Source organism: Dehalobacter sp. DCM (assembly GCF_024972775.1).
Lineage (GTDB): Bacteria > Bacillota > Desulfitobacteriia > Desulfitobacteriales > Syntrophobotulaceae > Dehalobacter.
In genome coordinates this window covers 483558-503884 of the sequence record NZ_CP092282.1, presented here as the reverse complement: position 1 = coordinate 503884, position 20327 = coordinate 483558, and the positions used below count along the sequence as shown (strand labels likewise).

Below are 20327 nucleotides of genomic sequence, written 5' to 3'. Positions count from 1 at the left end.
CCTCCCTGTATTATGCTTGCCGTATTCACTCCCTATTATACAGGTTCATGGCTTCATCTTGCCGTCCTTGGCACCACAAAGCGGAAACCTTGACCGCCCGAATAATCGCCTCTTCGAAAATTTCTGCCTCTTGTTTAGCAAATGAGGTCAGGACATGATCAACAACGTCCGTTTCCAACTTCGGCCTGCCGACGCCAATTTTTAAACGCCAAAAGTCCTGGATCCCCAATTCGGCAATCAAGGATTTGATGCCATTATGCCCGCCTGCGCTTCCTTTAGAGCGAAGTCGGAGTCTTCCAAGCGGAAGATCCATATCGTCATGAATGACCAAGATGTCTTGAGGTGCAATCTTATAATAATTAACCAATTCTGCTGCAGCCAAGCCGCTGAGATTCATATATGTCTGCGGCTTTAGATAGAAGATCCGTTCGCCATCCTTCTTTGCTTCTGCAGCTTGGCCGCGAAAGCCGCTGCGGAAAACCAACCCTTCCTCTTTCGCTATGTTATCGAGCACCATAAAACCGGCATTATGTTTTGTTCGGCTATATTTTACTCCTGGATTGCCAAGACCAACAATCGCCTTCATTCGTATCTCCTTTTCAGCATAAACCAAAATTATCATGCATAAAGTAAACTGGTATCTTTGTGAAACAATTAAAGGAGGAATCGATATGCTGCCAAGCAAAAGAATATTATCGTTACCGATCATTTCTTTAAAAGAAGGTCAACAAATCGGGCTTGTCCGCAATATTGTGATAGATCCTGCTGCCAAATCAGTCGCAGCATTAATCGTTGACCCTAAGGGCTTCTTCAAGGAACAGCGTATAATCCCATTTAACAGAGTTGTCAGTGTCGGAGAAAATGCCATCACGGTCGGCGCCGAAAAACAAGCAGAAAAAGCAACCAATCTACCCGAGATGATGGAACTTCTGAAAGAAAAGGCTGCTCTGATTGGCATTAAAGTCATCACAGCCAACGGCAAGACCCTTGGGCTTATCGAAGAATTTTATGTTGATGAGGAAAGTGGCGCCATTGCGTGTCTGGAGATCTCCGGCGGCAAAATTGACGGATTACTCAAAGGGAAAGCACGGTTAAACGCGGATGATGTACTCACGATCGGCGCTGATGTCGTTGTTGCCGCTAAAGATAGCGAAGAGCGTCTGGAACTCTTTTCCAAAGGCATCAATGAAAATGTCAAACAATTATTCCAGGTAGCCGCGCAAAAGGCATCCCGGAAAGGCCGGGATGCGAATAGTGTGTTGCGAAAAAGCAAAAAGAATAACCTGCCCTCCCCTAGCGAGGAAACCGCTGAACTGGGGGAAATGGTCAACACCGAGGCTATGATCGAAGACACGTTGGAACAAGCGCAACCTGCAGCAGCAGATGCTCCCGAGCCGGTGTCTGAGGCTGAGGCTGATAACCGGGACAACAAGATGATTTAATTAACTAAACAGCTTACTGACGGACAAATCTTCATGAATCCGGACGATAGCTTCTCCTAATAAGGGTGCCACTGAAAGCACCTTTATTTTTTTGCTCTGTTTATCCTTGGCTAAAGGAATCGTATTGGTGATGACGACTTCCTTGATCACGGAGTTATCCAGCTTTTCAATGGCCGTTGAGGACAGTACCGGATGTGTACACGCCGCATAAACCTCTTTTGCCCCTTTTTCCAGTAGTACCGCTGCGGCTTGGGTAATGCTTCCGCCTGTATCAATAATATCATCGATTAATACCGCTGTTTTTCCCTGAAGGTCGCCAATAACATGCATCACTTTCGATACATTGGGCTCAGGGCGGCGTTTATCAACAATAGCCAAGGTGGCATTTACCCTTTCGGCAAAGTTTCTCGCTCTCCCAACGCCGCCGATATCCGGAGATACGACACAGATATTTTCCAGCTTCTTTTCCAGGAAATACTCGGCGATAATCGGAACGCCCGGCAGATGATCCACCGGAATATCAAAAAAGCCCTGAATAGCTGGTGCGTGAAAGTCCATTGCCACCAAACGGTCTGCTCCCGCCGTGGTAATAAGATTGGCCATCAGTTTTGCCGTAATGGGTTCTCTGGCTTTGGTTTTTCGTTCCTGTCTGGCATATCCATAATAAGGTACGACTGCGGTAATCCGGCTGGCGGAGGCTCTTCTCAACGCATCGATGAGGATCAGCAACTCCATAATGTTATCATTGGTTGGTGCACACGTCGGTTGAACGACAAAAACATCAGCACCCCTGACACTCTCATCAATGCCAATATTTATTTCACCGTCTTGAAATGTTTTGACATTGGCAACGCCTAAAGAAATTCCTAAGTAATCGGCAATTTCCTGGGCTAAATCCTTGTTCGCATTGCCGCAGAAAATTTTCAGTTCTTTTGTGGCCATGATAATCCCCCTACTTTTTCCTAATCTTCGTGTAATTTTCGATATTTTTTTGCTGAGATCTTTCTATTGCCAGTGATTCAGCAGGCACATCCTTGGTTATTGTCGATCCCGCACCGATGACGGCGTGATGACCGATAGTCACCGGAGCAACAAAATTCGTATTGCTGCCGACAAAGACATTGTCTCCGATTGTCGTCCGGTGTTTCGCCATCCCGTCATAGTTGCAGGTTATCGTACCTGCCCCGATATTCACATCATTCCCAATCACAGAATCCCCGATATAACTTAAATGAGGGACCTTGGAACCATCCGCGATATGGCTGTTTTTTATCTCCACAAAATCGCCGACTTTAACTCCCGTCCCCAACACTGTCCCTGGCCGAATATAAGCATAAGGCCCGATGCTGCAATTTTCACCGATGACGGCGTCTTGTATCACCGCATGCTGGATCTTGCATCCTTGCCGGCAGTGACTGTTGATCACTGTAACCCCAGGCCCAATCTGGGCATGATCGTCAATCCGCGTATTTCCTTTAATGAGTGTAAACGGGCTGATAATAACATCTCTGCCTAAAACAGCCTGTGCATCGATGAACACCGACGATGGATTAATAATTGTTACCCCCTCCAGCATCCAGTGCTTTCGTATGCGATCATATAAAATGTCCTCCGCTTCGGCTAGCTGGACCCGGTTGTTTATCCCGAAGGCCTCTGTCGGATCGTCTGTACATAGTGTTTCTATTTTGCCGCCTGAGGAAAGGATTATATCAAATACATCCGTTAGATAATATTCTCCTTGGGCATTCGTCGGCGTGATTTTCTGCAACGCGTTTTTCAATGCCCCAGCACGAAAACAATACGTGCCCGTATTGATTTCGTTTATCTCTCTTTGCTTAACATCAGCATCTTTTTCTTCAATAATCCCGCTAAAACCCTGATCGTTTTTTAGTATCCGGCCATACCCGGTTGGAATATCCAAACATGCTGTCAGAACCGTTGCGGATGCGCCAGAAACGCTGTGATGCGTCATCAGCGCTTTAATGGTATGCTCAGACAAGAGCGGTTGATCACCGCTTAAAATAAGCACATCCGTATCCTCTTTCAGGTATGGGATTACTTGCATAACAGCATGTCCCGTGCCGAGCTGTTCGCTCTGCACAACGACGTGTGTCCGCTGGCCAAGATGCTCCGTCAGTATTTCACGACCGTGCCCGGCTATCGTCAACACGTCATCAATACCTAAACGCGATACCTTATCCAAGACATGATCGATCAAGGGTTGTCCGGCCATGAAGTGCATGACTTTCGGCAATTCGGATTTCATTCGAGTGCCTTTTCCCGCAGCCAGTACAACCGCTGTATAATAAGCCATTTTCTTAAGTACCCTCCAGTAGAAATAGTAAATATGACGTTTACTTCCCTATTATACGAATTTTTGAGTAGAATAACAAAATATTTTATTAATTTTTTGTATGAGCTTTGCATAAAAACATTTTGAATCACCTTGTTTTTGTGTATTATAGGAATGAATCCGACAAAGCTGCTTTATATAAGCGAATTTGCTTGAGCATAGATGAATAAAAAAGAGACCTCTCTAAAGATGGTCTCTTCGTGCCTGATTGATGATTACCCTTCTAGGCCTTTTCCGTACTCTTCTAATACCTTTGTCTGGATTTTTTCTCTCGCCGCAGATGAAATCGGGTGGGCAATATCGCGAAAATCGCCTTCCGGGGTCTTCCTACTGGGCATAGCCACAAAAAGACCATTCGTTCCTTCAACAACCTTTACGTCATGGACAACAAACTCATTGTCAAATGTGACTGATACCACTGCTTTCATCTTGCCTTCGGCATTCACCTTTCGAACTCTGACGTCCGTAATCTCCATTGTTGAGTATCACCACCCTTCTCTCTTCTCGCTCCAGAAAAATCTTCTTTTTTTATTCTCTGTTTGGCAAAAAACTCCTTCTTTTTAACAAAAAAAAATTGAAATTTTCAATTATTTTACATTATTCTTGTTTTTTTATCACAACCATTTTCCTATTTTCCCATTTTCCTAAAGCCGGTTGGCCCTGACGGATGTATTACCGGTTGCAGTATCGATTTCCAACTGGAGCAGCGCATGATAGTCGTTAACTAACCGTGAGGTATGCCATACAGCATCCTCCATGAGAATACCCAATCCGACGACCTGGGCATCAAACTCTTGCATAAGACTCATGATTCCTTTTGCCGTGCCCCCGGCTTTAATAAAATCATCAATTACGAGAACCCTTTTTCCGGTGCGTAATGCCTTTCGCGTCAAGGACATCGTTTGGATCCTCTCAGAAGATCCGGATATGTAATTGATACTGACCGAAGACCCTTCGGTTACCTTGTTTCCATGCCCCACGACAACAGCAGGTACACCCAGTGCATCCGCTGTCATCAAGGCAAGGGGTATGCCTTTTGTTTCGATTGTTACTACGGCTTCAGGATTTCTCTTGCGAAAAATACTGGCAAAAAGCAGGCCCAATTTTTTGGAAATATGCGGGTCATAGAGAATATCCGCCATGTAAAGAAATCCACCCGGAAGGATTCGATCACTGGCGCTTAAGGTTTGAGCCAATGAATCCAAAAATTTCTGGGCTTCTTCCCTTCCGATTTCCGGCGTATACTTAATGCCTCCGGCTGCGCCGGGGATGGTTTCCAGATATCCTTTTCGTGCTATACATAAACTTTCCTTTATTGCCGCCAAATCTTCACTGATGGTGGATTTAGCGGTTTGAAAGCGCTCAGCAAAAAAGCCTAATGTCAGGAGTTCATTAGGATGAGATAGAAGAATTTCTGTCAAGGCAATGATTCTTTCCGTTCTTTTCATGCTTTCATCTCTCATCAATCATCCATAAAATATGATTTCTGTCCCGTTGATCCGTGTCAGTCATTCTACCGGTTGCCTGCTCTTGTTCTGAGTGCTTCATACATGACGTTGGCAGCGTTTTCTATATGAGCGCCTGCCAAGCGTTGGGCCTCTTCCACGTCGTGCCGCGCAATGGCGTCAACAATCGCTCGGTGCTCTTGAATGGCGTATTTCGCTCTTCCGGGGACTGCCAGCGACGTTGTCCGAAAGCGATTTGTTTGTTCTCTCAAGTTTGCCAGGATCTGATTAAGCCTTTCGTTGCGGCTTGCCTTATATAGAAGCGCATGGAAGTCGATATCCGACTGAACCAACACTTCCAGCGAATCAGGCTCTTTCTCATAATGCAAGACACGTTCCAGTTCTTCAATTTCCTCATCGGTGATCTTCTCTGCGGCGAGCCCTGCCGCTAATCCTTCTAAAGCCTCCCTGATCTCAAAGACATCTTTGACATCCTTGTGGGAAACACCAGCGACATAGGCCCCGCGGCGAGGAACCATCACGACAAAACCTTCCAGTTCAAGTTTGCGAATGGCCTCCCTGACCGGTGTCCGACTGACACCCATTTCCTCAGCGAGTTGGATCTCCATCAAACGCTCACCGGGTTCTAAAACCCCGCCGACGATAGCCTCTCTTAACGCCTCCAGAACGATTTCCCTTAATGGCTTATAGCTGTCTAATTTAACGGGTACTAAGCGTCTTTCCATAACAAATCACTCCTTATCTCCAACCTAAATATTACGGGCTCGGATCGTCTTTACCAGCCAATGGTGATTGAATCCTTCATCCAATAGAATCCTGCGCATTTTTTCCCCTTGTTCGACGTCTTTGATAATGCCAAAAACAGCTGAACCGCTTCCGGACATCAAAGCCCCCATGCAGCCTCCTTCCAGCAACAATGCTTTTAAGGTGGAAATCTCAGGAACAAGTTTAAACACAGCACTTTCCAGATTATTTGCTAATAATTGCCCGATGCGCGGGACATCCGCCGACCGCAGTACATCGAACCACACATCTTTTTCCAGGTTAGCGAATCGTCCCTGATCATCGAACAAACGATAAGCTTCCGCAGTACTAACCCCTTGCCGCGGTTTGACAAGCAATATATCCATCTCGGGCGCGGGCGGCAATTCTTCCAAAATGGTTCCGGTTCCTTCACCCCATTGCGTTCCCCCTCGGAGGCAATAAGCAGTGTCTGAACCGCATTTTTTTGCACATTCCAATAGCTGTTCGTACGTTAAAGGATTGCCTGCTAATTGATTAATGGCAATCAGAACCGTTGCCGCATCACTACTTCCTCCCGCCAAGCCGGCTTGCATTGGAATTTGCTTTTCAATCGTAATCTCGACTCCGGGAATATGTCCAAATCCCATAGCCTCGTACACTTCTAAGAATGTCCTCGCCGCCTGATAAGCAAGGTTTATATTTCCGCTTAATTCGCCGCAGAAGCAGGATATTCCTTTTCCTTTGAACGCAACATTCACGCGGTCATATAATGCTACCGTCTGAAAAATTGTTTCGAGGCCATGATATCCGTCAGGCCGTTTGTCCGTGATGGCCAACGCAAGATTTATCTTGGCCGGTGCCAGCATGTTCATCGATAATTCTTTCATTTTTACCTTTTTTATAGTAATTATTTCCTAAATATTATAGCCTATCTCCACTACTTTCTGCTATAGAAATATTTTTGTTCTGTCTATCGGCAATGATTTTTCTGAGACTGTCGGCCTTCTCGTAAAAGATAACAACAATATCACCAGGCATTGCTAAATCCAATGCCTGGTGAAACGCTTCTGTTTCATCAAGGACAATGGCTAATGCCTCCGGCTGTTTTTTTTCTTTTAGCACCTCATCATAAAGAATTCCGGCAATTTCTCCTTTTTTTCGTCCTCTAAGTTCCGAATCCTCTTTGATGATCAGGAAGTCGAACCCCCCAGCAGCTTCTCTTGCCAGCTTCCTGACGATAGAATCAGGACGATCACCCGGAATGCCAATACACCCGATCATTCTGCGGTGTTTAACTTGCTTGAGCGTATTGACGATTTCTCTAACACCGGCCGGGTTATGTCCATAATCTAAAATAACCTTAAAATCCCCGACGTCATAATATTCTAATCGGCCTGGATTATCCTCGGCAACCTGTCCAAATCCTGCTACAGATTTCCGGATCTGATCCGGTGTATAACCCAACGCATAAAAGGCAGCTACTGCAGCGAGCACATTGTAAACATGATGCGCCGCTTTTCCTGCCCAGGTCATTGGAATATGGTGGAGACTGCATACAGGAATGCATTCCGTACCCCTGCATACCTTTATTTTTCCCCCATCCGCAATGATGGCGGTTCCCCCAATCGCCAAATGCTTGCATATCCTTCTGTTATTAAGCCCGCTGCTGAAATAGATTATCCGCCCCCGGGTATTTTTTACCAACGACGCTGATTGCGGATCGTCAGCATTTAAGACGACATAGCTGTGCCGCGCTACCATTTCAGCCACCAAACTTTTTACCTTGGTCATGTCCTCCAACGTTTCAATCCCGTGCTGCCCCAGGTGGTCCTCATATACATTAGTTACGACAGCGACATCGGCGTAATCATACCCTAGCCCGTCACGAAGAATACCCCCCCGTGCCGTTTCCAGAACAGCAACTTGTACATCCGGATGACGCAATATTGCTTTTGCGCTTTGGGGTCCGCTATGATCGCCCGAGCTTATCTGCTTGTTATTAATAAAGATTCCTTCTGTGGATGTCATCCCCACGGTAAGCTTTTGCTTTTGGAGCATGTTATTTATAAGCCGAACTACCGTTGTCTTCCCGTTGGTTCCCGTGACCGAGATGATGGGTACCCTGCCGTTGCCCTTTGGAAACATCATTCTGATGATATCCGATCCGACGTCACGTGCTCTTCCTTCACTGGGAAGGAGATGCATCCGTAACCCGGGTACGGCATTAATTTCGATGACGCGACCGTCCTGCTCCCGGTAGGATTTGCTGATGTCTTCAACTATCATATCCACTCCGGCAATATCAAGTCCTAATAATTTAGAGGAGTTGACCGCGAGTTCAATATTATCCGGGTGTACCCGATCTGTCACATCAACGGCAGTTGCTCCCGTACTCATATTAACATCCGCACGCAGAATGACTTTTTCCCCTGCAAGGGGAACGGATACCAAGGATAAGCCTTGTCTTGCCAGTTCACGTTCCAACGCGGGATCGATAACTATCTTTGATAAATAATTATCATGACCGTCTCCCCGGAGAGAATGTTCATTTTCCAGTTGAATCAATTCCTTGACCGTGGATCTTCCGTCTCCAATGACACCGGGAGGCAACCTCCGGGCTGCTGCGGCAAGTTTACCGCCGATAACCAATAAGCGATAATTATTGCCCGCAATATATTCTTCGATAATCACCTTTGAATCATATTTTTGAGCATGATAGTAGGCTTTAATAAGCTCCTGCTTCGTACCCAGATTAATGGAAACACCTTTGCCCTGGTTGCCGCGACACGGCTTGACGACGACGTTTTTATTGATTTGCTTAAAGCATTGCAACAGCTCTTTCTCCGCGGAAACAACCATACCCCGAGGCACCGGAAACAGGCATTCATCCAGTACCATCCGGGTCAGCTGCTTATCACTTGCCATATCGACCCCGATACAGCTGGTTGTATCACTCATGGCTGCCTGAATTTTCCGTTGGTACCGGCCGTGCCCCAGTTGATACAGTGCGCCGTTACCTAGGCGATGAAAGGGTATGCCTCGGGTTTCACAGGCGTTGAGAATAGCCTGAGTCGATGGTCCGGGCATGCATTGGGATCGAATGCGCTTTAATTTATTGACAGATGACAGAACCTCGGGCTCACCACCGAAATACAATTTATTCAGGATAGCTCCGGCGAGGAAAATGGCTTTTATACCGGCCTCTTTGCATTCATATTCATAGATGACCTCATATTCATTTTTTTCCTCATTATATAGCCGGGTTTTGCCGTAGTGCCTGTTTTCTCCGGCAAGCGCCAGTAACTCGATACAGATATGTTCAAGGACATGGCCAGGAAAAGTGCCCTCTTCCAATCGTTCAATAAAACCCCCATGCTTATGGCGCGAACAGCTATGATTGGCCAACGATGGCAGCACCCGAAGTAACCGTTCATTAAAGCCGTTTACTTCCTTCGTTGTCTTTCCCAGCCATTGCGAAATGTCAACGATTCCGCAGATCACCGGGTGATGACTGAAAAAATTGGCGCCTTCTATCGCCTTAACATGGCATATTTTCATTGCCGTTACCCCTAACTATTTAAGTACACCCTATTTTTTCCAACTGCATGCCGTAATATTCATTTCGCCTTTTGCTCACCCCGGCATGTACTGGTACGGCGGGCAATATCGAATTCCCACCCTTCACACAAAACATGCACTTTCACCGGAGCAATGGCCAGCGGTTTCCCGTTATTGATATCGTCCACGTTGCAAATGGAAGCCACGGATGCATCCGCTATCAGTACGGTACCCCGACCTATTATCTGCAGCGTTGCGTTGCCTCGAATATGGACAGATGTATCTTCATCGATCCCCATACCCAGGAAATACGGATTCAACGATACGGCTGTGAGTAACCTACCAATTCTGCCTCTCTGGGCAAAGTGCTGATCAACAATGACGCCTTTTAAGAAACCTAACCCGGGGGCCATTTGAATCAAATCTTCCCCCGGGGTATCCCCCTGGCCGCCGATAATCATCGTATCCGACATCACGGAAGCCCCTGCACTGGTGCCGGCTATAATAATACCGTGCTCATAGCCATGCTGGAGAGCCGTTCCCAGGGGCGTCCCCCCAATCATTGCCGTTATGCGTAATTGATCGCCGCCGGTAAAGAAAATGCCGCTGGAACTGGCGATTTTATCTAAATTGTGATCCAATGCGGCATATTCTCTATCCTCAATATTGATAATAACCAAATCCTTACAGCCAAATCCTCTGAATAGCTCCTCATACGTTCTGCCAACCTGCTCTGCTTGTTCAGAAGCGGCTGTGATGACACATATCTTTGCGTCTTTTCCCCCGGCTTCATTGAAAAAATATCTAAGAATTTTACATTCATTCTTCTTATCCTCAGCACCGCCGATAATAAGCAGATTTCCGTTAATATGCTCAGTCATATCATCCCTCCAAGCATAATTTGCGGAAATCCGAATTAATTATTCACTATACCGTACATTATCCAGATTTATCTTTATTTCGTGTTAATATTCTACTCTTGGATAGCCTTTTCTTAATTGCCCCCGTGTTTCGATGCCGCCCACACCGTCTAAGCCAGTGACAGTATGATTTATTATTTCTTTTATTGAAACCATACTGTCTATGGGGGTAAAGGCAATACTTTCGACAATAAAGACGGGATCCAACGCATGAATGAGCATCCTTTTCGGTGAAGAAGCAAAATTCGCGCCTGCGTCAATGATCGCTTCGAAATTAGACTGACAGCCACCGGCAAATATAACCAGCTGATCTTTGTTGGGCTGGATGCGTCGGGCCTCAATTACCGATTGGACGAAATAAGCAGAGCTCCGATAATTATCCAGATTTTTATAGTCTTTTTTTCCTTTAAGCAGAGAATCATGCCCCGTTAGAACTAAGATATCCACTGGGTTATCTCTAAGCGCTTTCGCGATAATCTTGGGCTGCTCCGCTTCCGATTTGCAAATTCCTTTGGCCTGCAAACCTAACTGCTTATAGGTTTTAAGACACTGTTCAAGATAGTCCGCATCACCATCCAGATGAAGGATTTTCCCCGGTAACTGAAAATACTCTTCTTCCACCTTAAATTTTCGTTCAAAGGCCACTTTGCGGTATTTCTTATAGACTTCCTGCGAATCCGCGAGATTATAATAGATTAGTTGTTTATCATCTTTAAGAATCAGATCATCAAAAGCAGCATCGGCGATCAACCGATAATTAATCCCCCCGAGAACCGCCGTTTTCTTTAACTTATTTTTATTGATTCCAATTATCCTTAAAAATAAATCCTGATTATAAGAACGGCGGGCTACAATATCTCCAATCTTAAACAAGCGAAACCCTCCTGCTCTTTTGTCATATATAGCCATTATATGCATAGGATCAGTATTTGCCTTTCCCTGTAAGCGTACAATTTCATACACATCAAGTGTCCATCTACCAAGTGAATTAAATAAAATAACACCTATTGCTTTTTAGCAAAAGGTGCTCGTTATGTATGCACATGCATGGATATTAATTAATTATTTATTCTTGTTGATTTTGATTATTTTGCCTTGCTTAACCAAATAAGGGTAATCTTTTGATAATCCAAGATACCGATATCCTCTGCTCTTAGCCCCGGATCGATGCCGGCTCTTTCGAGGATTTCCTTCGTTTGTTCCTTCGTGATGCCAAGCCCACCGGATAAGGTATTGATGATTGTTTTCCTGCGTTGGGCAAAAGCCGCTCGCACGATACGGAAGAACACGTCTTTATCTGTGTTAAAGCCGGGGTATGGCCGCATCTCTAACTTCAAAACAGTGGAGGTTACTTTTGGCTGGGGCCAGAAAGCGGTGGGCGGAACATCAAAGAGCGGGGTCACATCGGCTGCAAGTTGGACAGCAATGGATAAAATACCATACGCCCGGCTTCCGGGTCCGGCACCTATTCTATCCGCCACTTCCTTTTGAACCATCACTGTCATGCCCTTTAACCGGTCTCCCTGGTCAAGGAAATGCATCAGGAGCGGATTAGTGATGTAATACGGGAGGTTGCCCACAAGCCACCCTTTATTGTCCCCCCATAAGTCGCGCACATTCAGCTTAAGGGCATCCATATGCAGGATATGCAACGTGTCTGCATGGAATTCTCTATTTAACAGTTCGACTTTTTCCTGATCAAGCTCAATGGCCCATAATTCGTTTTCTTTTAATACCAGCTTCCGTGTCAATGCACCGGGCCCCGGCCCAATTTCGACCAAAGGAATATTCTCCTTGGGTACACCCTCTTCGATGATCCGGCTAATCACGGCATCATCAATGAGGAAGTTTTGCCCCAAGGCTTTCTTTGCCCGCACCCCGTGCCGGACAACTCTGCGAATATACGACGCCGTATCCTCATACCTTTCCGTAAGTGTTCACTCCTTCATCCCTTTTCCAACTGTTCGGCAGCTTTATAGAGGTCTGCCTTGGTTATCCTAAACCGGTTGGCTCTGAAAATAAACTGCTTGGCATTGGTATCCCCGATTCCTAATATCTTTCCCAGCAACGCCCGTTTTTGCGATGATCCTGCTTGTCCTGCTAAATCTAATTCCAGCAGATCCGCCATTGCAATGAGTCCATCCGGCACGGTACCCGGTGGATTGGCATCCGGTACGAAGGGCGATTTCTGCTGGTCTTCAAGTACCTTGGCAAAGGCCTTCCGTATTTCCTCCGGAGAGACATTTTCTAAGCCTATATCGTTATTTTTCTCATTGCGGGCAATTGCCTTGGATAAGTAGACGTGTTTGACTTTAGGCACCCTTCTGTTGATACGGTCTCTGATTTGTGTTCCTGGAAAGTCCGGATCGGTGCATACGACGACACCGCATCTCTCGGCCATTTCAGCTATATAGGCAAGTTTCTCTTCCGTGAGTCCAAACCCCTCCGTCCATAATACATCAACCTTGCCCAGTGCCCGCCTGACAGCATGCGCATCATTTTTCCCTTCAACCACGATGAGTGGCTTAAAGTCCAATTCGGTACGATCTTTTACTACAAATTCGTTATCTTGATTCTCCAAGGCTCACTTTTATCCTTTCCGCAATTATTTCAGGAATTATGGTTATACCTCATTCTGAACGCCTGCCGACGCGATGAATCGTTCTAATTTTTGGTCAAGGAATTCGAGATGGTTCATGAGGATATGGTTCTTTTTTTCCAAGGAATCATCAATTTGATATACCAGTGTCTTTATCGCCTGAAGCTCATTCTGGAATTTGATTTCCGACGCAAGCATATTCTGGCCCAATTCTCTTGTTGCCTCACGAAAACGGCTTAAAAACAAATCACTTTGATTTTCCATAAATAGGGTTAAAAGCCTTCCGGGAAGCAGTGTGTTGGTACGGCCGTCCCCTCTGATCTTATATGTGCCCCCGGCTGTACTGTAAGGTTTCTCTTTGCCGGGAGGAATCTCAATTCGGTAGAACGGTTTTCGGGCATAATTTTCAACGATAATCTGCACTTCAATCGGCGGTACACAGCTTTCTGCCTTGCTTAAAATATAAAGCCTCTCTTGATCACCAACCGGGCAGCCAACAATACGCCCTCTTTGCATACTATGGGCATCTTCAGTTTCTCCGACACCGGCCAGGATTGTTCCGCCGTTTTGGGAGTTGGCAAAGGCAACGAAGTCCGTTGCCCGAATCCCCTTCACCGTTAATTTGAAATCCACATCAAAACCTTCTTGGCGGACCAAGAGCTGTTTTGTTTTACTCGAGATGGTCATGTAGACATCTTTTTCCATAGAAACCTCTGACATTTATTTATTGCTTCTATTGTAGCATAACCAATAGTAAAACGATAATTACGCGCTGAGTTTGTATAGCTGCCAGGAGTACGTTTTTTATCTGGGGTTGGTCTGCATGCCACATTCCGCTTTCGCCTCTTGCGCCATCCTTGGCGCAAAGAGCCGCGCTACGCAATCCATGCTCCGCTTGTCGCCGGAACTGTGGCACGCAGACCTGATTTGAGGTGTGAGAAACATTAGGTCATCCGTGGCCGTGAAAGAGCAACGCTCCGCCTCCGTGCTCCGCTTGGCGTCGGCATTGTGCAGGCGACCTTACTCTGGAGTAATTTGAGGAACTAATGAGAGATTAGAGAATGGTCTGCTAGTTAAAAATTCGCCGGGAAGCTGCCTGTGCTTCACATTGGGCTAAATCCAGTATTCTGCTTTGAATTTCCTCACATTTTTGTCCGACTGCTTCAAAGTCCATATAGGGGACATAATACTGCTCAAGCACATCATGCTCTTGTTTGGCTTGGGAGATGCAAGCAATCCCTCTTTTCAGCAAATCATCGAGCAATTCCTTATCGCTTCGTACCTGAGCGGCAATTTCTGCTGCTACCCCTTTATTGACATACTGATCCAAATTAATGACTATTGCGTTATTTTCCTTAAAATGATCACTCGACGTTAACGCTATATCAAGCTCCGCAATGATGAGTGTCCCGATTTTTTCCGGCATCAGCGGCAAATGATAGATTTCGGTATTCAGGCCAAGCGCCATGGCTTTATGGGCTATTTTTTGCATCAATGTGGATCTGCCAATGCCAAAATCCCCACCCAGATAATAGACCCGACTGATTCCTTGTAAGATAGAGTCTGTATAATCGACAAATCCATCCGGTGTATAGGCACAGGAAAATAGATGGCGCACTCTGCCCATGACCCCATTATTTTCTGGAATTTGAATCGCTATATTTCCAAACAATTCTTTTTCCATCAAAAGAGTATCTTTATTAAGTACAGGAAAATCCATACTGAGTTTAAGGGATTGCGTCATATTATCCGCAATCACTTTCGCTGCGCTCAAATAACGGTACGCGCGTTTAAAGTGGCGGCTAACTTCGTTGGTGGAAGCAATAATTTGATCAACATGGATCTGCATAGCCTCCGAGTCCCAGTATTCTCCCATATTGATGATTTCATCGAGCCCCCCCGGATATTTCGGATCAACAATATGCGGCGCAGTCCCATCAACCATGACTATGCCAGCGTCTAAAACAGCAATTCCGTCCAAAGATTGATTATCTGATGAACAGTAGTGGAATTCGACATCATAGCCTAATTCTGCCATCCGCTTCCCGATTTTCTTCATCAATGTCGATTTGCCGACGCCCGGGCCCCCTTTTACGACAAATATTCTCTTGAAGCCTTTTTCCAGAAGGTAGGAATAATAGGAGAAAAACCCTTCCGAGGTATTTCCGCCTGGAAATACTTTTTTGATACGTCCCTTCATATGTGTCACTCCTCAATAAATATGTTCATCTTCTATTGTATTGAAATAGAACAAAAAGGTTCCTTTACACAAATAGTGACAAATAATCCCCAGAACACTTTTGCATTACATATATCATCCATAATTCGACGAAATTCATGCAGATATGCATGATAATTAACATTAAAATAAGGCTAGACCCAATTGCATTATCAGGATATCCATCATATAATCAACTTAGTGTTTGCTTAAAATATGTGGTAGATAATTTTGGGAGGTTAGGATATGGATTTGCGGCGGGTATTTGACTGTATGATTTCCGTTTCTGAATTAGGGCGGGGACAAGCTTCAAAAGTGATTCAGGCGGTTGAAGACGAGGGCAATCCATATATTATTGTTAAGAACAATAAACCCCAGGCTGTGATTATTTCCATTAATGAATATACTGAGCTGATGCGTCTGAGGGATGAGTATACTTCGCAAACTATGCCATCTGAAATCTACCCGCATACCTTCCATGATCGTTACTCTCCGATGAAAATGAACACGCTTTCTGACGATGAAATAAATATCTTTCTTGAAAATGAAGAAAATGATTAAATTAGTATAACGTTCGAAATATTCGATTATTTGGGGTGGCTGTACGTCACATTACCGCTTTCGGCAGGTAGCGCCATCCATGGCGCTACCTGCCGCGCTTCGCAATCCATACTCCGCTTGACGCTGGTATTGTGACGTACAGCTGTTTTTTGGGAATTAGCAAATACTTTAAAAACCTTATACTAAGAGGCGGTGTTGCCAGACGGTAAAAACAGTTTGGCGGCAGCGCTTTTTCTGTTGTTGAATAAAAGTTTCAGATCGTTATCAATTGTTGTGTGATCTTTCACTGTTATATGAAATAACCATAATTTCGCTTGTACAGTTTTTCTTTTTCATACTATAATGTATCCATACGTATTTTCGGCCAGGCCGAAAATATATGATTATAGTAATGATTTGGAGATGGATTATAACGATGAAAAAGCTCCTTACAGGGAATGAAGCAATTGCCCGGGGTGCCTGGGAAGCCGGTGTCGTTGTCTGCACGGCCTATCCGGGGACACCCAGTACAGAAATAACCGAAAACGCCGCAAAATATCCTGAAATGTACGCGGAATGGTCTCCGAATGAAAAGGTTGCTCTGGAAGTGGGTCTTGGTGCCGCTATTGCCGGCGGAAGAGCTCTGGTATCCATGAAGCACGTCGGGGTCAATGTCGCCGCTGACCCTTTATTTACATTAGCCTATACCGGAATCAACGGGGGTTTAGTCTTAGTATCCGCCGACGATCCGGGGATGCACAGTTCACAGGATGAACAGGATAATCGACATTACGGACGAGCTGCCAAAATCCCGGTTCTGGAGCCGGCCGACAGTCAGGAAGCTAAAGAATTCACTAAATTAGCTTTCGATCTCAGTGAAGCATTTGATACCCCGGTGATGCTCAGAACAACGACCCGGGTAGCCCACTCTCAGTCTTTGGTCGAGCTTGCCGACCGCAAGGAAGTCCCGATTAAAGAATACGAAAAGAACACGGCGAAATTTGTGATGATTCCGGCCAATGCCCGGCCCCGTCATCTCATCGTCGAAGATCGTATGCAAAAACTCAGCACTTATGCTGAAACCACCGAATTAAACCGTATCGAATGGAATGATCCTTCGATTGGGATCATCACCAGCGGTATTACGTACCAATATGTGAAAGAAGTTCTGCCCCAAGCCTCGATCTTAAAGCTGGGCATGAGCTTCCCTCTGCCCAAGAATCTGATTTCAGAGTTTGCCCAAAAAGTAACAACCCTATATGTGATTGAAGAATTAGATCCCTTTTTCGAAGACCAGATCAAAGCCTGGGGGATTGCCGTTCAGGGCAAGGATACCTTCCCGCTATTTGGCGAACTGCTGCCGGAGATGATCAGCGCTAAGCTGGCGCCAAGCGATCAGCAAACTTGCTGCCATGCGACGGCCTGTGAGTTGAAAACCGAAGACACCCCGCCGCGTCCGCCGGTGCTTTGTCCGGGCTGTCCGCACCGCGCCGTATTTTATACCCTGAATAAATTGAAAGTAACTGTAACCGGCGATATCGGCTGCTACACCCTGGGCTGTCTCGCGCCTTTAAATGCCATCGATACCACCATCTGCATGGGAGCCAGTATCGGCACGGCCATCGGCATGGAAAAAGCCCGGGGCAAGGATTATGCCCGCAAGATGGTCGCTGTAATCGGCGATTCGACGTTTATTCATTCGGGCATCACCCCGCTGATCGATGCCGTCTACAATAAAGCCACAACCACAACGCTTATCCTGGATAACCGGATCACTGCCATGACCGGGCACCAGCATAATCCCGTCACCGGCTTTACCATTAAGGGAGAACCCACCAAGGAAATCGACCTCGCGGTTCTGGCCCAAGCCGTCGGCGTTGACCGGGTCCGCACCGTCGATCCCTTTGCGCTCAGTGAACTGGAGCAGATTATCCGTGAAGAACTTGCCGCCGAAGAGCCTTCGGTTATTATAACCCGGCGCAGCTGTGCTCTGATTGAGAAGGGGACAAAGCCGCCTTACACGGTCTCCGAGGAAGCCTGCACCGGCTGTCTGCAATGCATGCGGCTCGGCTGCCCGTGTATCGTTAAGCAGGATAATAAAAAAGTCAGCATCAACCCCGCCCAATGCGTTGGCTGCGGCCTTTGCGCCACGGTCTGCAAGTTCGATGCGATCCGGAAAGAAGGTGGCGCTAATGCGTAATCTGACCAATATTCTGATTGTCGGTGTGGGCGGACAAGGCACGATCCTGGCCAGCCGTGTCCTGGCCGGCGTTGTTCAAAAGATCGGGCAGGATGTTAAAGTTTCCGAAATCCACGGCATGGCCCAACGGGGCGGCAGTGTGGTCACCCAGGTCCGGTATGGTGAAAAAGTATATGCTCCGATCATTGCCCCGGGGGAAGCCGATATCATCCTAGCCTTCGAAAAACTGGAAGCCCTGCGTTGGCTCTCCTATTTAAAGAAAGACGGCAATATCCTGATTAATGACCAGCGTCTCGATCCGATGCCCGTTGTCACCGGAGCGGCTGCCTACCCTCAGGATGCGATTGCCGCTATTAAAAAACAGTGTGCGAACACCATGGTTATCGATGGTCTCGGCGAGGCGGTCAAGGCCGGAAATGCCAAAGCCGTCAATGTCGTGCTGCTGGGTCTTTTAGCCCGCTATCTCGATCTGGACAAACAAACTTGGCTGGATGTCATCCGCGATACCGTTCCCGATAAATTGCTGGATGTTAACCTGAAAGCCTTTGAGGCCGGGTGGAACAGCGTCAAGTAATGCTTACTTTGGTAACAATGTTTAGCGAAATGACCGTGCGCTGAACTATCTAGCACAATATTCTATTAATACGTTAGCAATTATTCTCATTTGGGGCTGGTCCGACTGCTCAATACCACTTTCGGCTCTTGTGCCTTCCATGAATTTGCATTAAGGAAGTTAAAATTCTTTCGCCCTCCTTGGCCGAATTTTAACTTAGGTCCATCCATGGACCGTTGCGCTCCGCAATCCGTGCTCCGCTTGACGTCGGCATTGTGCAGTCGGACTTACTATGGAGTAATTTGAGTAACTAATTCGAGTATTGTATCAAGTCAAAATAATGTGCACCTCAAATGTTGGGTAAGAAACTTAACATTTGGGGTGCACTTGTCTTATATCGTTATTTGCTAGTTTTGAGGAGCAGTCCCAAGCAAATAATTAATAAACTGCTGGGCGGTGCGGCCGGAAATTCCGCCGTGGTGCATTTCCCATTGATGCGCCATGGCGGTTAGTTCTTCTTTGGTCAACGTGATTTCCGGATATCTTTCAGCCAGGGTGGTGACGATATGGAAATATTCCTGCTGTGAAGGCTGATAATAGCCGATGGTTATTCCGAACCGCGCCACTAAGGATAGCTTCTCCTGCATCGTATCTGACCGGTGCAGTTCATCCTGAGACAGATCCGAACGGTCACTCCAGGTTTCGCGAATTAAATGCCGCCGATTGGACGTCGCATAAATCAAGATGTTTTCCGGCTTTGTTTCCAAACCGCCTTCGATAATCGCTTTTAAATATTTATACTCGATTTCAAATTCCTCGAATGAAAGGTCATCCATAAAAATAATAAACCGATAATTCCGGTTCTTGATCGCGGTAATGACCTTTGCTAAATCCTTGAATTCATGCTTGTAGATTTCGATCATCCGCAGTCCCTGATCATAATACTGATTTAATATGGCTTTGATACTGGTGGACTTGCCGGTTCCCGCATCGCCGTATAAAAGCACATTGTTGGCTTTCCTGCCTGCCACAAAGGCCTCGGTATTCTGCACCAGCTCCTTTTTCTGATCCTCATAGCCGACCAGATCTGCTAAGACAACATCGCCGGTGGTGGTAATCGGTATGAGCAATTCTGAATCGTCGGCAGGGGCAAGGCGAAAGGCCTTATTCAAGCCTAATTTACCTACGCCGTAGGCCTGATAAAAGTCCGTTACCGTCCGATACATCTCATGTTCATCTTTGGCTTGTGCCAGCATCCGGCTTAAGGATTGGACCTTTTCACTGACACTTTTATTATAGATCTGTTCTTTTTTCATAACGGCTTTATAGTTCCGGATAATGGAAAAGCACTGAATATCCAGTTCCTTTTCTATGGCGCTAAAATCATAAGCAAACAGCGCTTTGAATATGGCAAAATCATTGCGTGCGAAGACGTTAACGGTCCCGTCGTTGGCGCCGATTTTCTCCGATACAAGCGTAAAGGGATTCTCCGTCATTGCCAGCAAAAAAGCCAGATAATTATGCCACAGGTTTTGATCAAAGCCGTAGCGGGTAGCCAGATCCAGCAGCCGATTGATCTGCGTTAAAATATCCGTAACCAGCTTTTCCTTCGGGTCGTTCCCCTCAGCAAAACGCTGACAGATGGCGGCTAACTGAAATAAGATGCTGTCCTCGCCGATGGTGCGATAAATGATGAGCTTTGATGTTAAATGGTGCATGATTGTTTCTCCTGAA

General features: G+C 46.2%; 19 protein-coding genes. 4 read left to right on the top strand and 15 right to left on the bottom strand.

The annotated features are described in order from the left end of the window. Positions 1 to 25: 25 nt before the first annotated feature. A complete protein-coding gene (gene pth, locus LPY66_RS02535; protein ID WP_337986561.1) occupies positions 26 to 586 on the bottom strand; it encodes an aminoacyl-tRNA hydrolase in 561 nt (186 codons plus the stop codon). Positions 587 to 671: 85 nt separating this feature from the next. Here pth and LPY66_RS02530 point away from each other — a divergent pair, with 85 nt between their 5' ends. Next, a complete protein-coding gene (locus LPY66_RS02530; RefSeq protein WP_337986560.1) occupies positions 672 to 1442 on the top strand; it encodes a PRC-barrel domain-containing protein in 771 nt (256 codons plus the stop codon). Here the strand turns inward: LPY66_RS02530 and LPY66_RS02525 are convergent, their stop codons facing one another. The 13 genes from LPY66_RS02525 to LPY66_RS02465 all read right to left on the bottom strand — a co-directional run bounded on the left by LPY66_RS02525 (position 1443) and on the right by LPY66_RS02465 (position 15282). Continuing rightward, complete coding sequence (locus LPY66_RS02525) at positions 1443 to 2384, bottom strand: ribose-phosphate diphosphokinase (RefSeq protein WP_337986559.1); 942 nt, start codon at positions 2382 to 2384, stop codon at positions 1443 to 1445. A 10-nt stretch (positions 2385 to 2394) separates the two neighbouring features. Further along, positions 2395 to 3756, bottom strand: coding sequence for a bifunctional UDP-N-acetylglucosamine diphosphorylase/glucosamine-1-phosphate N-acetyltransferase GlmU (gene glmU, locus LPY66_RS02520; protein ID WP_337986558.1), 1362 nt, complete (start codon positions 3754 to 3756; stop codon positions 2395 to 2397). Between the two features lie 254 nt (positions 3757 to 4010). Beyond that, positions 4011 to 4271, bottom strand: coding sequence for a septation regulator SpoVG (gene spoVG / locus LPY66_RS02515; RefSeq protein ID WP_337986557.1), 261 nt, complete (start codon positions 4269 to 4271; stop codon positions 4011 to 4013). Positions 4272 to 4439: 168 nt separating this feature from the next. Beyond that, the gene (purR, locus tag LPY66_RS02510) at positions 4440 to 5243 is read right to left on the bottom strand and encodes a pur operon repressor (protein ID WP_337988005.1); all 804 of its coding nucleotides are present in this window, start codon (positions 5241 to 5243) and stop codon (positions 4440 to 4442) included. Positions 5244 to 5308: 65 nt separating this feature from the next. Then, the gene (locus LPY66_RS02505; protein ID WP_337986556.1) at positions 5309 to 5986 is read right to left on the bottom strand and encodes a GntR family transcriptional regulator; all 678 of its coding nucleotides are present in this window, start codon (positions 5984 to 5986) and stop codon (positions 5309 to 5311) included. A gap of 24 nt (positions 5987 to 6010) precedes the next feature. Beyond that, the gene (ispE, locus tag LPY66_RS02500; protein ID WP_337986555.1) at positions 6011 to 6892 is read right to left on the bottom strand and encodes a 4-(cytidine 5'-diphospho)-2-C-methyl-D-erythritol kinase; all 882 of its coding nucleotides are present in this window, start codon (positions 6890 to 6892) and stop codon (positions 6011 to 6013) included. Positions 6893 to 6926: 34 nt separating this feature from the next. After that, positions 6927 to 9563 (bottom strand): cyanophycin synthetase, encoded by a 2637-nt coding sequence (gene cphA / locus LPY66_RS02495; RefSeq protein ID WP_337986554.1) that lies wholly within the window; start codon positions 9561 to 9563, stop codon positions 6927 to 6929. A 59-nt stretch (positions 9564 to 9622) separates the two neighbouring features. Continuing rightward, positions 9623 to 10444, bottom strand: coding sequence for a cyanophycinase (locus LPY66_RS02490; RefSeq protein WP_337986553.1), 822 nt, complete (start codon positions 10442 to 10444; stop codon positions 9623 to 9625). An 84-nt stretch (positions 10445 to 10528) separates the two neighbouring features. Beyond that, positions 10529 to 11356: a sporulation peptidase YabG gene (gene yabG, locus LPY66_RS02485; RefSeq protein ID WP_337986552.1), complete on the bottom strand. Its 828-nt coding sequence runs from the start codon at positions 11354 to 11356 to the stop codon at positions 10529 to 10531. A 212-nt stretch (positions 11357 to 11568) separates the two neighbouring features. Then, positions 11569 to 12360, bottom strand: coding sequence for a 16S rRNA (adenine(1518)-N(6)/adenine(1519)-N(6))-dimethyltransferase RsmA (rsmA, locus tag LPY66_RS02480; protein WP_337986551.1), 792 nt, complete (start codon positions 12358 to 12360; stop codon positions 11569 to 11571). A 68-nt stretch (positions 12361 to 12428) separates the two neighbouring features. Then, positions 12429 to 13064, bottom strand: coding sequence for a toprim domain-containing protein (locus tag LPY66_RS02475; RefSeq protein ID WP_337986550.1), 636 nt, complete (start codon positions 13062 to 13064; stop codon positions 12429 to 12431). Between the two features lie 42 nt (positions 13065 to 13106). Further along, positions 13107 to 13787, bottom strand: coding sequence for an AlbA family DNA-binding domain-containing protein (locus LPY66_RS02470; protein ID WP_337986549.1), 681 nt, complete (start codon positions 13785 to 13787; stop codon positions 13107 to 13109). Positions 13788 to 14151: 364 nt separating this feature from the next. Then, positions 14152 to 15282, bottom strand: coding sequence for a PRK06851 family protein (locus LPY66_RS02465; protein ID WP_337986548.1), 1131 nt, complete (start codon positions 15280 to 15282; stop codon positions 14152 to 14154). Between the two features lie 264 nt (positions 15283 to 15546). On the opposite strand from LPY66_RS02465, the gene LPY66_RS02460 reads away from it, so the two are divergent. The 3 genes from LPY66_RS02460 to LPY66_RS02450 all read left to right on the top strand — a co-directional run bounded on the left by LPY66_RS02460 (position 15547) and on the right by LPY66_RS02450 (position 18614). Continuing rightward, positions 15547 to 15861: a type II toxin-antitoxin system Phd/YefM family antitoxin gene (locus LPY66_RS02460; protein ID WP_337986547.1), complete on the top strand. Its 315-nt coding sequence runs from the start codon at positions 15547 to 15549 to the stop codon at positions 15859 to 15861. A gap of 415 nt (positions 15862 to 16276) precedes the next feature. Continuing rightward, positions 16277 to 18040, top strand: a complete 1764-nt coding sequence (gene iorA / locus LPY66_RS02455) for an indolepyruvate ferredoxin oxidoreductase subunit alpha (protein WP_337986546.1) — start codon at positions 16277 to 16279, stop codon at positions 18038 to 18040. After that, the gene (locus tag LPY66_RS02450; RefSeq protein WP_337986545.1) at positions 18033 to 18614 is read left to right on the top strand and encodes an indolepyruvate oxidoreductase subunit beta; all 582 of its coding nucleotides are present in this window, start codon (positions 18033 to 18035) and stop codon (positions 18612 to 18614) included. The genes iorA and LPY66_RS02450 overlap by 8 nt, the downstream gene beginning before the upstream one ends. A gap of 386 nt (positions 18615 to 19000) precedes the next feature. Here the strand turns inward: LPY66_RS02450 and LPY66_RS02445 are convergent, their stop codons facing one another. Then, a complete protein-coding gene (locus LPY66_RS02445; protein ID WP_337986544.1) occupies positions 19001 to 20311 on the bottom strand; it encodes an ATP-binding protein in 1311 nt (436 codons plus the stop codon). Between the last annotated feature and the right edge of the window lie 16 nt (positions 20312 to 20327).

Excerpts from the sequence above, each read along its gene's own strand:
- pth (WP_337986561.1), bottom strand. The coding sequence starts at position 586 with ATGAAGGCGATTGTTGGTCTTGGCAATCCAGGAGTAAAATATAGCCGA.
- LPY66_RS02505 (WP_337986556.1), bottom strand. The coding sequence starts at position 5,986 with ATGGAAAGACGCTTAGTACCCGTTAAATTAGACAGCTATAAGCCATTA.
- purR (WP_337988005.1), bottom strand. The coding sequence starts at position 5,243 with ATGAAAAGAACGGAAAGAATCATTGCCTTGACAGAAATTCTTCTATCT.
- spoVG (WP_337986557.1), bottom strand. The coding sequence starts at position 4,271 with ATGGAGATTACGGACGTCAGAGTTCGAAAGGTGAATGCCGAAGGCAAG.
- LPY66_RS02450 (WP_337986545.1), top strand. The coding sequence starts at position 18,033 with ATGCGTAATCTGACCAATATTCTGATTGTCGGTGTGGGCGGACAAGGC.
- LPY66_RS02470 (WP_337986549.1), bottom strand. The coding sequence starts at position 13,787 with ATGGAAAAAGATGTCTACATGACCATCTCGAGTAAAACAAAACAGCTC.
- LPY66_RS02530 (WP_337986560.1), top strand. The coding sequence starts at position 672 with ATGCTGCCAAGCAAAAGAATATTATCGTTACCGATCATTTCTTTAAAA.
- cphA (WP_337986554.1), bottom strand. The coding sequence starts at position 9,563 with ATGAAAATATGCCATGTTAAGGCGATAGAAGGCGCCAATTTTTTCAGT.
- LPY66_RS02525 (WP_337986559.1), bottom strand. The coding sequence starts at position 2,384 with ATGGCCACAAAAGAACTGAAAATTTTCTGCGGCAATGCGAACAAGGAT.
- LPY66_RS02460 (WP_337986547.1), top strand. The coding sequence starts at position 15,547 with ATGGATTTGCGGCGGGTATTTGACTGTATGATTTCCGTTTCTGAATTA.
- glmU (WP_337986558.1), bottom strand. The coding sequence starts at position 3,756 with ATGGCTTATTATACAGCGGTTGTACTGGCTGCGGGAAAAGGCACTCGA.
- LPY66_RS02445 (WP_337986544.1), bottom strand. The coding sequence starts at position 20,311 with ATGCACCATTTAACATCAAAGCTCATCATTTATCGCACCATCGGCGAG.
- LPY66_RS02490 (WP_337986553.1), bottom strand. The coding sequence starts at position 10,444 with ATGACTGAGCATATTAACGGAAATCTGCTTATTATCGGCGGTGCTGAG.
- ispE (WP_337986555.1), bottom strand. The coding sequence starts at position 6,892 with ATGAAAGAATTATCGATGAACATGCTGGCACCGGCCAAGATAAATCTT.
- iorA (WP_337986546.1), top strand. The coding sequence starts at position 16,277 with ATGAAAAAGCTCCTTACAGGGAATGAAGCAATTGCCCGGGGTGCCTGG.
- LPY66_RS02465 (WP_337986548.1), bottom strand. The coding sequence starts at position 15,282 with ATGAAGGGACGTATCAAAAAAGTATTTCCAGGCGGAAATACCTCGGAA.